The sequence below is a fragment of the Kitasatospora sp. NPDC034533 genome, from assembly GCF_055575155.1.
This window is the reverse complement of sequence record NZ_JBVITE010000062.1, coordinates 1-13,319: the sequence shown is the minus strand read 5'-3', so window position 1 is coordinate 13,319 and position 13,319 is coordinate 1. Positions and strand designations below refer to the sequence as shown.

At 70.1% G+C, this 13,319-nt stretch carries 10 protein-coding genes and 1 tRNA gene; 4 read left to right on the top strand and 7 right to left on the bottom strand.

The features are described 5' to 3' along the window. Nucleotides 1-2 precede the first annotated feature (2 nt). From cas3g to cas7g, 3 genes are read right to left on the bottom strand one after another with little or no spacing between them, the layout of a single operon-like run. Nucleotides 3-3,095: a type I-G CRISPR-associated helicase/endonuclease Cas3g gene (gene cas3g, locus ACZ55U_RS31335; protein ID WP_465531512.1), complete on the bottom strand. Its 3,093-nt coding sequence runs from the start codon at nt 3,093-3,095 to the stop codon at nt 3-5. Then, a complete protein-coding gene (gene csb2, locus ACZ55U_RS31330) occupies nt 3,092-4,564 on the bottom strand; it encodes a type I-G CRISPR-associated protein Csb2 (RefSeq protein ID WP_465531510.1) in 1,473 nt (490 codons plus the stop codon). Before csb2 ends, cas3g begins: the two co-directional genes overlap by 4 nt. Before the next feature lie 6 nt (nt 4,565-4,570). Then, complete coding sequence (gene cas7g / locus ACZ55U_RS31325; protein ID WP_465531508.1) at nt 4,571-5,815, bottom strand: type I-G CRISPR-associated RAMP protein Csb1/Cas7g; 1,245 nt, start codon at nt 5,813-5,815, stop codon at nt 4,571-4,573. 266 nt (nt 5,816-6,081) lie between these two features. Here cas7g and ACZ55U_RS31320 point away from each other — a divergent pair, with 266 nt between their 5' ends. Then, nucleotides 6,082-7,674, top strand: a complete 1,593-nt coding sequence (locus ACZ55U_RS31320; protein ID WP_465531506.1) for a restriction endonuclease fold toxin-2 domain-containing protein — start codon at nt 6,082-6,084, stop codon at nt 7,672-7,674. A gap of 18 nt (nt 7,675-7,692) precedes the next feature. Further along, a complete protein-coding gene (locus ACZ55U_RS31315; RefSeq protein ID WP_465531504.1) occupies nt 7,693-8,082 on the top strand; it encodes a hypothetical protein in 390 nt (129 codons plus the stop codon). 185 nt (nt 8,083-8,267) lie between these two features. Here ACZ55U_RS31315 and ACZ55U_RS31310 read toward each other — a convergent pair whose 3' ends face one another. The 4 genes from ACZ55U_RS31310 to ACZ55U_RS31295 all read right to left on the bottom strand — a co-directional run bounded on the left by ACZ55U_RS31310 (nt 8,268) and on the right by ACZ55U_RS31295 (nt 11,682). Next, on the bottom strand, nt 8,268-9,245 hold the full coding sequence (locus ACZ55U_RS31310; RefSeq protein WP_465531502.1) for a hypothetical protein: 978 nt from the start codon (nt 9,243-9,245) through the stop codon (nt 8,268-8,270). Between the two features lie 132 nt (nt 9,246-9,377). Next, nucleotides 9,378-10,622, bottom strand: a complete 1,245-nt coding sequence (locus ACZ55U_RS31305; protein ID WP_465531560.1) for a tyrosine-type recombinase/integrase — start codon at nt 10,620-10,622, stop codon at nt 9,378-9,380. After that, the gene (locus tag ACZ55U_RS31300; RefSeq protein WP_465531500.1) at nt 10,622-10,921 is read right to left on the bottom strand and encodes a helix-turn-helix domain-containing protein; all 300 of its coding nucleotides are present in this window, start codon (nt 10,919-10,921) and stop codon (nt 10,622-10,624) included. The genes ACZ55U_RS31305 and ACZ55U_RS31300 overlap by 1 nt, the downstream gene beginning before the upstream one ends. Nucleotides 10,922-11,046: 125 nt before the next feature. Next, nucleotides 11,047-11,682: a helix-turn-helix domain-containing protein gene (locus ACZ55U_RS31295; RefSeq protein WP_465531498.1), complete on the bottom strand. Its 636-nt coding sequence runs from the start codon at nt 11,680-11,682 to the stop codon at nt 11,047-11,049. 515 nt (nt 11,683-12,197) lie between these two features. Here ACZ55U_RS31295 and ACZ55U_RS31290 point away from each other — a divergent pair. Both ACZ55U_RS31290 and ACZ55U_RS31285 read left to right on the top strand, forming a co-directional pair. Next, a tRNA-Lys gene (locus ACZ55U_RS31290) sits at nt 12,198-12,270 on the top strand. A 275-nt stretch (nt 12,271-12,545) separates the two neighbouring features. Beyond that, the gene (locus ACZ55U_RS31285) at nt 12,546-13,175 is read left to right on the top strand and encodes a hypothetical protein (RefSeq protein ID WP_465531496.1); all 630 of its coding nucleotides are present in this window, start codon (nt 12,546-12,548) and stop codon (nt 13,173-13,175) included. Nucleotides 13,176-13,319: the final 144 nt, after the last annotated feature.

The following is a 13,319-nucleotide window of genomic DNA, read 5'->3' as shown; positions in this document are numbered from 1 at the left end:
GGTCAGTTGCCTTCTTCGGAGCAGGCGATATCGGCGAGGCGCAGGACCGTTTCGAGGAGGGCCAGGCCCCAGAAGCCGTAGCGCTGGTTGAGGGCGCGGAATCGGCGTGGGCCCATCCAGTCGGTGCCGATCGCCGTGCTGGAAACGGTGACGGTGGTTTCGTCGGGCATGGTGCACTCGACGAGGACCGGCTCGGGGTCGGCGAAGGCGGGCAGCATCGGGCGGGCGTAGCCGTGGTGGGCGGCGACGAGGTGGGTGATGAGATCGTGGTCGAGGCCTCGGGCGGTGGTGGGGTCGGTGGCGAGCCATGTGTGGACGGCGGCGGCGCTGAGGGCTTCGTGGCGCAGGTCTTTGGACCAGTTGGCCAGGCGGGCGGCGCGTCGGCGGGCGGTGCGGTCGGCGGGGTCCATGCCGGACTTGGCGAGGGGTTCGGGCAGGGATTCGGCGAGCAGGCGGTCACCGGAGCAGAGCATGCACTGGAACCGCGGGTGGTGTTTTCCGCAGTCGTGGGCCCGGGCTGTCAGCACGACGGCTTCGACCAGGTCCGCGGGCAGTCCGACGGCCTCGGCGAAGACGCGGGCGCGTTCGCCGACGGCCTCATGGTGGCGCTTGAGGGTGACGGTGCGAGTGAGGCTGGCGCTGTCCGGGTCCTCGTCGTCCACGGCGAGCCGGTAGCGGTCGGCGTCGGCGAGCCGGGGCGGGACGAGGACAATCCGGCCCGGACCACCGTGGTCGATCAGCACCACCCCGGCCGCGGCCGACCGTGCGGTGCGCCAGTCGGGGACCTCCAGCAGGGCTTCCAGGCGCCGGCGCAGTACCGGGGTGTGCCGGGAGGGGCTGTCGTGTGCGGCGTCGGTGGGCAGGGCGTCGAGCAGCCGGGTGATCGCGGCGTGGACCGCGTCGGTCGTGCTGACGGCGTCCGGGTCGTCGGGGTCTGTGGTGAGGTCGGTGTGGGCCTGCTTGATGATCGGGGTGAACTGCTCGGGGTCGCTGCCGGTGGTGGTGGCCAGGACGGCCGGGTCGAGGCGCAGTGGGGTGTGGGTGTTGTCGGTGGGGTGGTCGCCGAGGTCGGGGACGGGGGTGTCGGGGTCGGCGGTCCAGCCGTAGGCGTCGTGGCCGCCGGCGGTGGTGGGCAGGACGAGGGTGGCGCCGGGCTTCAGGTCTTGGATGAGGCGTGGGGTGGTCCAGGTGCCGTCGGTTTCGCGTTGGAGGACCGTGGTGCGAAGGCGGGTGGGTGGGTTTCGGGGTTCGGGGGTGGTGTCGGCGTCGGGGCCTTCGAGGTCGCTGGTGTCGGGGGTTGCGCGGGGTTGGGTGAGGAAGCGGCGTACCGCAGCGAGGGGCAGGGCGAGGGTTTCGGCGGTGTGGACGGGGGTGGTGCGGATGTGTTCGGCGAGGGTCTCGGGGTCGGTGGTGTCGGTGGGGAGGTCGGCGCGCCACAGGAGTTGGACTTCGGGCTGGCCGGTGTCGAGGCCGTGGAGGAAGGGGGCGGGGGATTCGTCGGGGACGGGGATGGGGCTGGTGCGGGCGAAGGCGCCCAGGCGCACCTGCTCAACCGGGGGGATGTGTTCGCGGGCGCGGGTGAGCGGGGTGGTGTCGGTGCCGTCCAACAGGCCGGGCAGGGTGGCGGGGTTGAGGACCAGGCCGTCCAGGAGGCGGGGGGTCAGCTCGGCGGGCTCCTGGCTGTCGTGGGTGGAGGCCTTCCCGGTGAGCCACTGCCAGGTGTGGGCTGCGGCCGGGCCGTAGACGGGGATGCGGTCCGGGTCCTCGGGGTTGTGGGTGCGGACGAGGATCGCGGGCACGGGGCCGAGTTCGCCGCGGCGGTCGAGGCGCCCGAGACGCTGCAGAACAGATGCCCAGTCGCCGCATTCGCTGACCATCGCCCCGAAGGTGCAGTCGATCCCCACTTCGAGGGTCTGGGTACTGATCACGACGAGGGGGCGTTCACGGTCCCGGCTGACACCGTCGAGGAGTTCGGCCAGCGGGCCGGTGACGAGCAGGTCGCGCTCCGCGGACCGGCAGCGGCCGGTCAGCAGCATCACGTCCACGTCCGAGCGCCGGGCCAGCACTTCGTGGGCGGCGCGGGCGTGGGCGATGGTGTTGGCGATCACCGCGACCGCGGGCAGCCGCAGGACGGGCAGGACGGCGGCCAGGCCGGTCTCGGCCGCCAGGGCGAACGCCTCCGCGGGCTTCTTCGACCAGGCGCCGGCGTCCAGCAGCGTCACGTGGCGCTCGGCCGCGATCCGCTGCCCGGCGATCGGGTGGTCGCGGTCGTCTTGACTGATGCCCAGGCGGGGACGGCCGCCGGTGACGCTGGTCGCCGACAGGCTCACCACCCGAAGCGCCCGCGTGGCCAACTCCCCTCGCACCGCCGTCTGCTGGTAGAGCGCGGTCCCGGCGGCGGTCGCCAGCAGAGCCTTCGACAGATGGGCCTCGTCCAGCGCGAGCAGGGCGTCGTGCCCGGTCAGAGCGGCGTCGATCGGAGCCCGCTGCGGGGAGGTGTGGTAGCCGCGGAACAGCAGGCGGCTGCCGTACTGGTCCACGGTCGACGTCACCACCAGCGGCTGGGTCGGGCTGCGCACCCAGTTCGACTCCCACCGGGTGCCGCCGCGCATCCGCACCACCTCCAGCGGCGACTCGCCGCCGCCGAGGTCGCGCAGCGCGGCGGCGACCTTCGCCCGCACCGAGCCGGCAGGCGCCTCGGCGAGGGCCTCGGCCAGCTCGATGGAGTGCTGGTGGGCCTGGTCGACCACGAGGCGCCGGTCGACGCAGAAGAACAGCCGTAGCGGCACCGTCCGGTGCCCGCGGCCCAGTTTCTGGTGTCGGTGATGAGCGTGCTGTTGGGCGAGGAGGAAGAGCCAGATGTCGATGAACGTCGTCTTGCCCAGCGCGGTGGGGACGTCGAGGTCGGGCCAGTCCGCGCTGGCCGTCAGAGCGGCCAGGTAGGCGTTCTGCCACGGGAACGGCTCCCAGCCCTCGCAGCCGTCGCAGGTCGCGGTCGTGGCGCCGTCGGGGCAGTGGGTGTGGTGGTGGACCTCGCGGAAGAAAGCGGGGAACTCGCCCGCATCGATCACCGGCAGCCACTCGGTGCCCGTCACTGGTCGTCCTCCTGGAAGTCGGGCTCCGGGCGGCACAGGCCCAGGCCGAAGTTCTTCTTGCTTCCCAGCACCACCGGCCCCGACACCGGCACTGGGAAGGTCAGGCGCACGTGGCAGCTCGGCAGCGGCCGCTCCCTGTCCTTTCGACGGAGCTGGAACCCGTCCGTGCTTCGCACTCCGGGGGCGAGGCCAGCGCGCGGGCTCACCTGCACCCGGGCGGGTTCGGGCAGCCCAGCCGCGACGCAACTTGCCGCGACCGAGTCCGCCCACGCGGCTTCCTCGTACTTCTTGGGGAAGCGGTCGAGGACCATCGGCAGCACCGTGGTCCACACCGCCGACGGCCCCTGCCACGTCCCCGGTCGGACGGTCTGCGGCCACTGGTTGTGGGCGGCGGGACTGACCCGTACGAGGTCCAGCGGTTCCCCCTCCGCGAACCGGATCCAGCGCAAGCCCCCGTCATGACGAAGGAGGGCGGCGAGAAGAGCCTTGCGGTCCTGCCTGGGCATCTCGCGGGGCAGGGCGATGCCCAGGCCGAGCAGCATCCCGTCGGCGTGGCGGTGGCCGGCGAACGGCAGCGCGAGGTAGGCGACCGGCCGTGGGCCGTCCGGGCTGCTCTTATGGCCGTGGACCGTGGTCATCGCCTCGACGTCGTGGCCCATCGCCTCCAGGGTGCCCATCACCATGCTCCGCAGCCCGCCGGTCAGCTCCAGCGTCCACCGCGGGTCCAGCGCCACGCCCGGGGCGAACGAGAACGTCAGCAGATCACCGAACGGCCCCTCCGCCACCGCCTGCTCGTCCCGGTCGGTGTGGTCGGGGTCGAGGTAGTGGTGGGTGACCGACTGGCTCCAGGACGGGCGCTGCTCCTCGAACGCCTCCTCCAGCCACGCCAGATAGCCGCGGTAAGGGATCCTGATCGGCCGCGATCCCTTCGGGTACTCCCCGTTGACGGCAGGCCTCCAGCGCTGCCGCCACCCATCCTCATCACCGGGCTCGTCGGGGCCGCACCAGGCATCCAGCAGACCGGCCCCGGTCGAGCGCCCGAAGTACGGCACCCGGAAGGCGAGTTCCTTCAGTACCGGGGCGAGATCCTTCCCCGGCTCCGCGGCCCAGCTGAACATCATCCGCGTGCCGGACAGCGTCTTCTGAGCCCACGCCCGGGGGACGCCGCCGGCGGTTCGTCCCGGCAGCAGGCCGTGGGTCACCTTTCCCGGGTCCACGATGTTGGTCACCACCCACGCCGCGCGCGGGTGCTCCGCCTCCATCGGCCTGGCCGGCACCGTGACCACGGGCGGTTCCTGCGCCTCCAGCCAGGTCAGCGCCATCCGGTGCGCGGTGTCCTTGAGGTCGGCGTGCGCGACCAGCGCGCAGAACAGGCGGGCCGGGTGGGGCGGCCACTCCGCGCGCTCGCCGTCCATGGCGGTCGCCTGGTAGAGCGGCTCCAGCAGCTCCACCGAGATGTGGAAAGGCATGACGCTCTACTCGCCTTCCGCCTCGCCGATGCCCTCCAGGCGGAAGGAGCGCTCGATCGCCTGCTGCACCTGCGTGTTCGGCCGCAGCCGCACCGGCTCCTTCGACCACACCAGGCCCGCCTCCTCAGCCCGCGAGCGCGCGAACTCGAACAGCTCCAGCGCCTCAGCGGCCGTGTCCAGCTCCAGCGGCTCCGTCACCGCCACGCCCTCACGCCCGCGGCCGACCCACTCGATCCGCTCCGACACCAGCAGCAGGTCGCAGCCCGAGCGCAGCCGCACCGCCGGCGCCGCGAACGCCAGCCGGTCCCCCAGCAGTGCCAGGGCCGCCAGCAGAGCCCTTCCCGCCCGCGCGTACTCCTTCGGCGCGTCACCGAAGCGCAGCGCCCTCAGGCCAGCCATGGCCAGCGTCGCGTTCCGCTCGATCGCGCGCACCGTCACGCCGCCCATGCCCGCGACCGGTGGGATCATGCCGTGCCCGACCGCCGATGCCTTGAGCGCCTTCCCCTTGCCCTTCTTCCCCGTGCCGTCGACCGGCCTCCAGCCGTCGGCGGTCAGTTCCACGGTGTCGCCGGGGAAGTTCCACTTGTCGAAGCGCCCCGCCGCCCTCTTCCCGGACAGCGGGTCCAGGCCCACCACCTCCGAGGTGTAGGTGCGCGGCACCTTCAGCTGCACACGGCGCTTGCGGTGCGAGTCCCAGAGGCCGTACACCAGGTCCGACGGCGCCGACTCCAGGAAAGCCCGCACATCCCCCGTCCCCGTTTCACGCAGCGCCCGGCCCGTTTCCGTGTCGTCGAACTTCACCCCGGCCTCATCCAACGCGTCCCGGAAGTACGCGTCGCGGGAGCGGTGCGGCGCGTCCAGGTTCGTCATCCGAAGCGCCCGGCCTTCCGCGGTCACGTGCAGCGCCAGGTGCGGCACCACCGCATCCCCCAGGTCGACGGCCTCCAACAGGGCCGTCTCACAGCGGTTCGCCTGCGACTGCCGCTGATCCAGCAGTACCACCTGGACCGTTTGCCCGCCGACCCACCGGTCCTCGAACAACTGACCCGGACCGTCGACCTCCTTCTCCTTCCCCGTCGACGGATCCTTGACCGTCTGCTTCACCTTCACGGTCGGCGGCGCCACCGGCGCCCCCACACCGGCCACCGGCTCGTACTGGGCCGTGACCCTGATCGCACCGTCCGCCGACAGCCCGCTCGCCGCCTCGGCCAGCCGCTCGTACAACGCCTTCATGGAGCCCTCCTCGGGCACGAATCTCTTGGACAGTCCGCATCGAAGCAGCCCCCACCGACACTGCTCACTCGTTTGAATGAATACACGTCAGAATTGCTTTTTTAGAACAGACTTGGGATAAAGTGGCGGGCTCTCCTCTGGGGTCAGGCAGGCTGCGCGGGGTGGTGGCGTGTTGGCCGTGGCCGGCGATGCGTATGAGGACGCCATGGGCTCCTCCCCGTCAGATACCAGGCCGGCCGTACAGTTCCCCGATACGCTGTCAAAAGACTGGGGGAGGGCGGGATATGGGCACACCTGCGGTGAACGGGTTCATCGTCGACCCAGACATCGTGTTCCGATCGTCAGTGCAGTTCCTCGACACAAAGGACTTCGTCTACAACATCGCCGACGGGATCGTCGGCGACCTCGCGTCCACGTCCGGCATGGCCGGCGACGACACCGTCGCCCACTCCTTCGCGGCCAAGTACGAACCGGCGGCGAAGACGGTCATCGCGGCCATTGGCAAAGCCGGCCAGGGCATGGCCACGGTCTCAAGTCGCCTGCTCACCATGGCCTCGAACTACCTCGCCAACCAGGACGCCGTCGCGGCAGCCTTCAGCGGCAAGATCGATACGTCGTCAGGCCTGGCCAAGGGCGCGCAGCAGTGCGAGCCGAACGAGGCCCACAACAGCCTGCCGATGGTCACCGGTTCGAAGGAGGTCCACGAGATCCCGATCATCGGGAAGTTCTGGCCTCAAGGTGACCCGAAACGGCTGCGGGCCGCGGCGCACGTCTGGGAGCAGTGCGCGTCTCTGATCGACCAGGCCCAGCGCAACGCCGGGCTGCACTCGATGGAGGTGATGGCCAAGTGTTCGGGTGATGCCTTCGCGGCCTTCGAGAGCTACGCCGGAACCGTGTTCAACGCGTGCCCCGCCGGCGGCACTGCCGCGTCGTCGAATCTGTCCCTGATGGAGAACATCTCGGCCGCCTGCCGGGAGCTGCAGGCCGTCTGCAATCAGTACGCGAAGGCGATCGACGACTGCCAGGACACACTGATCGGGCTGGGAACTGCCGCCGGCGTCATCACCACAGCAGGTGTCCTGCTGACGGTGTTCACACTCGGTGGCTCCGATATCGCCGCGGGCGCCGCCGACGCGGCCCTCGCCGCCGACGCCGCCCTGGCGGCCGAGGCCCTCGCCACAGCCGAAGCCGAGATGGCGGCGGCTGCCGCCGTCGCCGAGGCCGAGGCCATCGTGTCGTCCCTCGCCTCACGGCTGGTCGTGCTCGCTGGCACCGCCGCGGCCGCGACCGGCGTGGCGGGAGTCGACTCCGCCAGCGCGTCCACTCCCACCCCCGGCAACCCCGCGAACCCGGGCGCCGCCGGACAGAGCCCGCTTGCCAACCCCGCAGTCGGCCCGATCCCGCCTCCGCCCGAGCCGCGGCCGTATCCGCTCTATGACGCGGCGCAGCAGATGGCCGCCAGGACCTGGATCGCGGGGATGGACCAGCGTGATCCGAACTACGGCACGCCCGCGGACCGTGCCTATCAGGTGCGGGTCGCGGGCGAACCCGAGCGGCGGGTCTACGGCAAGGACGGGGAGAAGGTGTGGGCCGACGGATTCCGGCCCGAGGACGGGGCGCTGATCGATGCCAAGAACGTTCGCAAGCCGGGCTGCAGCCCGCGGTCCCTCGAAGGACTGAAGGAGGAGAAGTTCAACGTTCAATTCGTCCTGGCCGATGACGAGTCCGAACTCTCCCGCTACCAGGCGGCCATCGACAACCCCGCTAACCACGCCCAGTACCTGGAGATCGACACCCCCGACAAGGCGACCGTCGGATACTGGCAGTACCTGCTCGCCAAGCACCACGTGAAGAGTAACGTCCGCGTCGTCCCCTAGCCCGGCAAGGAACCCCTGTTGGACACGATCTACGTCGGAGCAGCACCCGGCACGACCTGGCCGCTCACCCCGGAGGAAGCCGAGCAGCACCTCGCAGGCCGATTCCCCGGCATGGAGTCCTGGCTCAAGCACGCCCCCGTCAGCGACAAGGACTACATCGACTTCGACGTCGAACTGGACGGGATCACCCGGCAATGCAGCTACTTCGAGCACGGACAGCTCGTCCTGCGCGACGGAGACGCCGCACTGTGGGCCGACACCGTCGCCTGGTTCCTCAGCCTCCTCCCCGCGGACGCCCGAGCGGTGACCATGGTCGCGTCCACCCCCGACAACGTCCGCGTGATCCCGCCCGGCTCCACCGTCCAGGACATCGAGGAACTCCTCCAGACGCTGTTCGACCTGGAGTAGCCGCCTCCCCGAAGCAGCGGCTGCCAGCCCGGCGAAGGGGTCGCCTTCCGGCGTGCCATCCGGAGAGCCGCACAGGCGACGGGCGGATGGGTGGGCACGAGGAGGGAAGAGTGTGGAATCCGGATCTGTTCGAACGGATGCAGGACCGCCGGGAGTGCCCGAAGGCGCTCCCGGCGGCTCAGGGTTCAGTCGCCCAGCGAGATGTCGTACTGGTTGAGCCAGTGGACGTCGCCCTTGCCTGCGGTGGCGACGACGCCGGCGGTGAGCCAGATGAACGTGGGGAGGAAGTCGTCGCCGAGGTGGTCGGCGGCTTCTTTGACGGTGGCGCCGGACGCGCTGGGGTGACCGATGATGCCGGCGATGTGCATGACCTTGCGGCCGTTGGCGGTGCCGAGTGATTCGCGGACCCAGTCGACGGCCGCGGTGGCGTCGTTCGGGCTGAGTCCGGCTTCGCGGGCGCCCGAGAGCCAGCCTGCGAGGGCGCCGAAGAGGAGGGAGGCCATGAGGCCGGCGGCCTCCTCTCCTTCCGTTGCCGCCGCCCGGTCGATGCCGAGTACGACGCGCATGGCGATCCGCGGGTCATGCCGGTCGATGATGGCGCTGATGACGGTCCGCAGGCTTTCCGAGGGGGCGTCGGGTTTCGGACTCTCCGGCTGCGGGCGGTGACCGCGCTGGTGCGCTTTCACGGCGTCGGAGAACGCCTGGACCTCGGCGGCGCTGAACAGGTGCCGGGTGTCCTCGGTGACCACATACCCGAGGTCGCGCCAGGCATGGATGAAGGCCGGATCGGTCCCGGCCTTTTCGGCGATCACGGCCATCTCGCCGAGCATCCCGGTGATGCGCTCCTCGGGCATCGGGCGGGGCTCGTCGGCGTCCGGGTCGAAGAACAGCGGGTCGTCGGGACCGGGCTCACGCCCGAACTTCTCCCGGAAGCGCTTCAACTGGCGCTGAACGGCGTCCTGGAGGCCTTGTCCGGTCTGGCTGTCGGGATGCCAGGAGACTTCGTCGCCCTCGTCGGTGCGAAGGCGCTGCGCGAAACGCGGGTCCAGGTGCCGCTCGGTGACGGTCCGGGCGTGTGCCTCGTTGAAACTCTCTTGCCGCCGCACCTCAGCGGCCCTGGCGCGGGCCGCGTCCCGTTGGCGCCGCGACTTCTTGTTCGACATGGCAACTTCCTCTTCCCCGGACTCGGCTGCACGGAGCCTAGCGGCACAACGGGAAGCTCGGCGCAGCCGAGCGGGGAGACCTCCGTGTGCGTTGACACGGAGGTCTCCCTGCACAGCCGGGACGGGTTGGTGTCAGCTGGTCAGGGCGAGTTGGCGGATCTGCTCGACCTCGACCTTGGGGCCGGGCAGGCCGCGGGTGGCGTTGATGTACGTGGTGAGCTGGGTTCCGGCGCGCTCGATGGAGCGCAGGTCGGGGTGGAGGTAGCGCTGGGTGGTGGTGAGCTGGCCGTGGCCGGCGATGCGCATGAGGACGTGGGGCGGGACGCCCGCGTCGGCGAACCATGTCAGGGCGGTGTGGCGGAGGTCGTGTCGGCGTAGGTACTCAAGTCCGAGGCGGAGGACGACGTCGTCCCAGTGGGTGGCGTCGCGCAGGATCGCGGTGGTGACCCGGCCGCCGCGCGGGCCGGTGAACAGGCGGGCATCGGGCCGGTTTCCGACGCGGGATATGCGCCAGGCGATGTTCGGGCGAAGCTCGGGGATGATAGGGGCGAGGCGGGCGCGTTTGCCTTTGGTGCCCTTGTCGAGGAGGCCGCCGGGGCCTGGTGTGGTCTGCCGGCAGACCCTCCAGATCCACTTGTCCGTGTCGATGTCGCCCGCGCGGACGCCGGAGACCTCGCCGATGCGGGCGCCGGTGCCGCCGGCGAAGCGGACGATGTCGCCCCAGCCCTCGTACTTGTCGAAGGAGGCCTCGACCAGGGCTTCGGCGAGGCGGTCGAGCATGTCCCAGTCGCGCAGGGCCAGGCCGCGCGGTTCGAACTCCTCGTCCTCGGTCTTCTTGATCAGATTCTGCCAGCCGTGGAGGCGAGCGGGGTTGATCTCGATGATGCCGTCGCGGATGGCCTGCTCCATGACCCGCACCCACACCGCGATGGTGTTCTTCAGGGTGGAGATGCCGGCGCCGTCGGCGATCCAGGAGTTGAGGGCCCGGTCGGCGATGCCGGCCGAGATGCTGGCGATCTGCAGGTGGCCGACGGTGGGCTTCACCCTCAGGCGCCAGCCGGCCAGGTAGGGGTCGTGGGTCTTGAGTTCGAGGCCGCGCATGGCGAGGTCCATGACCGAATCGCCGTAGTCGCCGAGTTCGGTGGTCGCCAAGGTGACGCTGACGCCGCGGCTGTTCGCCTTGATGATGCGGTCGAGCCACTCCTGGGCCTCGGGCCTGGTGGAGAATCCGCTGGAGCGCGAGGGGCGTCTGGTCGGGTCGGTCGGGTCGGTCCAGCGCACGCGTGCGCGGAAGGGGGTCGGGCGGTCCGCCCGGTGCTCGATGTCGGTGTAGAGCTTCACGCCGACCGGAGCGTCGATCCGCTCGGGCGTGTTCATCACGCTGCCATCCCCGGCACGACACGACGGTTGGCCAGGTAGTCGGCCAGGTCCTGGTGCCGGTAGGAGATCCGGGCGCCGATGCGCACGTAGGCAGGGCCCTGCGACGGCTGCTGGGTGCGCCAACGGCGCAGCGTCTGGGGACTGACCTTGAGGATCTTCGCGGCCTCCGCCGGGGTGTAGAGGAGGCTGGGTGAGTCCGCGTTCGCGCAGATGCATATCGGTGCGGTGGTGGGTGTGCGCGAGGCGCGGGCGGACTTCTTGGCGGCACGGTTGGGCGGGGGTGAGGTGTGCGGCATGATGGCGTTGGCCTACTCCGGTCGAAGGCTGGGGAGGTCGCGTCTCCGGGACGGCCGGAAGCTGGCAGGCGGATGCCGTCTCGGAGACCGTGATGGCCGGGGTCGGCCCGGTGAATGGTTGTTGGTCAGGCTTCCTTGCGATCGATGTGGGCGAGGTCGGCGGGCAGCGGGGGCGGGAAGAGGCCCTGATCGCGCAGTGCCTGGCGGGCAGCGAGGAGATCGCTCCGGTCCCTCTGTGCGACCTGCTCCAGCTGGGCGGCAGCGGTGTCGGTTCGCTCGTACTCGTCCGGCGGCGCGAGCTGGGCGTCCCGGCGGCGTTCGGCGGCCATCCGGGTGGACAGCAGTGCTGTGCGGACGAGCCGGTCATGGCGACGGAAGGCGTCAAGGATGGCCTGGGGTGAACCGGCTTCCGGAACCTCCGGGAGGGCCGCACGGTCTTCGCCAGTGAACTGGGCGACCGCTTCCCACGGAGTGGACTCCGAAAGAGGCGTCGGCCGGGCCGTCGGTCCCTGGCCGAGCGGCAGGATCAGGCTGACCGGTGGCATTTCCAACGCGCGTGCCAGGATGAGGAGTTCCGCTGGACTTGGCCCATTCCGGGCGCCGGACTCCAGCTTGGCGATCACCTGTCGGGTCAGGGGATAGCCGAGGTCTCCACATCGGGCCCCCAGGGCTTCAGCAGACAGTCCCAGTTCTGTGCGGCGGCGTTTGATCTCGCGAGCGATGGCCGCGTCTACGGCGGCCGACCATGTTTTATGATCCATATAAGAACAGTACAGCACATGTCTCGATCTGAATCGGGTCGCATGGCGGCCTGTTCTCCGGAAAGGAACATTTCCTATGAGATGGGGGTGTCCTTGTGTGCGACTCTGTCCAGGTCTGCCTCGGCGTGACCATTGCCCAGCCGGCAGAACTCCCCGCCGTGGTCGACCTTGCGACCGCCAGTCGTGGGCTCGACCTCAGTCGCACTCGCGGGTGTGAACTCGCTCGGCAGGGCGACTGTCCCGTGCCGTTTCGGCATGACGGTCGCTCGTGCCGCGCACTCGGCGCGCTGCTTGCGTTGGGGCTTGGCGCTATTGATCCCGGAGGTGGTGGGCGTTCGGCCGCTGCTTGGTTGGTCTCCTGTGTATGCGGGTCGCCGGGGGTGGCTGAGAGGGGGCAGCTGCTTGCGTCGTCAGGTCAGTTTTGCGGCATGTGTGGCCGGTCGCCTTGCCTGGCTTGGTGGAGCGCCGGATCTGGCGGTGCGGAGTGGCGCCATCTGGCGCGCTCAGGCGCCGTAGGGGCGCTAGCTCAATTGGCAGAGCTGCGGACTTTTAATCCGTAGGTTCAGGGTTCGATCCCCTGGTGGCCCACCGGCAAGTCCCAGGTCGGACAGTGTCCGACCTGGGCCTTTTCCATTTATCCACATTTCGTCGGCATGATTATTCGTCGCGTACGCGTCAAGGTGTGCCCGAGGTGTGACCGCAACTGCAGGCTTACTGTGCCGATATGTGACGAGGCATCAGATTTGGCCTGCGTGTTGAGGTCGGGCGATAGTCGCAGAGGGCCGTTGGCGCCGAGTGGCCAGGCTGACGTCGATTGTTTGGTACCCACAACGGGGCGGGATGCGGCGGAGTAGGTTAGAGCCGTGGACGACGTGGAGGGTGCTGCCCGGCTGGAGGCCCTCGTGGCCCAGAGTGCGAGCGTCTTGCTGACGCGCGGGCTCAGTGTGGAGATCGCCGTTGTCCGGCGCACGATCGGCTACCTTGTCGGGCTTGTGGCCCGCCAGTCCGGGCTTGAACGGGCTGAAGCGCTCCACTGCGTCACGCCGGAAGCGGTGGCGGACGCGATCGTCCGAGCGGCCGACCAGAGCGACCGGGCGACGGCCGTGCGCCCCGTCCGCAAGTGCGACCAGGCCGTCGTCGTCCCACCCTGGGTTTCGGGTCGGCTCGTGATGGTCCTAGCGAAGATCGCCCAGTGGGCCGGAGGCAACGGTGCCAGCCGGGACCAGCATCACGCCTTCGACCTCTCGGTGGAACTGGGTGACGCGTTGGTGCACAGTCGGGAGTCGGGATTCATGGAGATCCACCTCGACCTGCTGGCCGAGGTGGCCGACCTGGCTGACCGGTCCGCCGCCCGAATTGAAGAGGGGCAGTGGAGCGCGTGCAGTTGCGGCGAGCACCACGGGGAGTCGGAAATCCCGATGGCGGTCGTCACGGCCATGCGATCGGACTCCGACCTGGCGAAGCGCTTGCTGGCCAAGGCGGCCAACTCCTGACCGGCCCTCTTGGCTGAGAGGCCGCCCAACGCGACCGCGGGAACGGTTAAGAGGGTGTTCTGCGAGTCTTGGGCGGTTCTCGTAGTCCTTGAAGGCAGGTTGTCCGGTTCTGGTGCTTCACGGCGGGCCGTCGGCGCGGTGTGC

Coding starts and splice junctions, on each gene's coding strand:
- csb2 (WP_465531510.1), bottom strand. CDS start 4,564: ATGCCTTTCCACATCTCGGTGGAGCTGCTGGAGCCGCTCTACCAGGCG.
- ACZ55U_RS31305 (WP_465531560.1), bottom strand. CDS start 10,622: ATGAACACGCCCGAGCGGATCGACGCTCCGGTCGGCGTGAAGCTCTAC.
- ACZ55U_RS31295 (WP_465531498.1), bottom strand. CDS start 11,682: ATGGATCATAAAACATGGTCGGCCGCCGTAGACGCGGCCATCGCTCGC.
- ACZ55U_RS31300 (WP_465531500.1), bottom strand. CDS start 10,921: ATGCCGCACACCTCACCCCCGCCCAACCGTGCCGCCAAGAAGTCCGCC.
- ACZ55U_RS31310 (WP_465531502.1), bottom strand. CDS start 9,245: ATGTCGAACAAGAAGTCGCGGCGCCAACGGGACGCGGCCCGCGCCAGG.
- ACZ55U_RS31320 (WP_465531506.1), top strand. CDS start 6,082: ATGGGCACACCTGCGGTGAACGGGTTCATCGTCGACCCAGACATCGTG.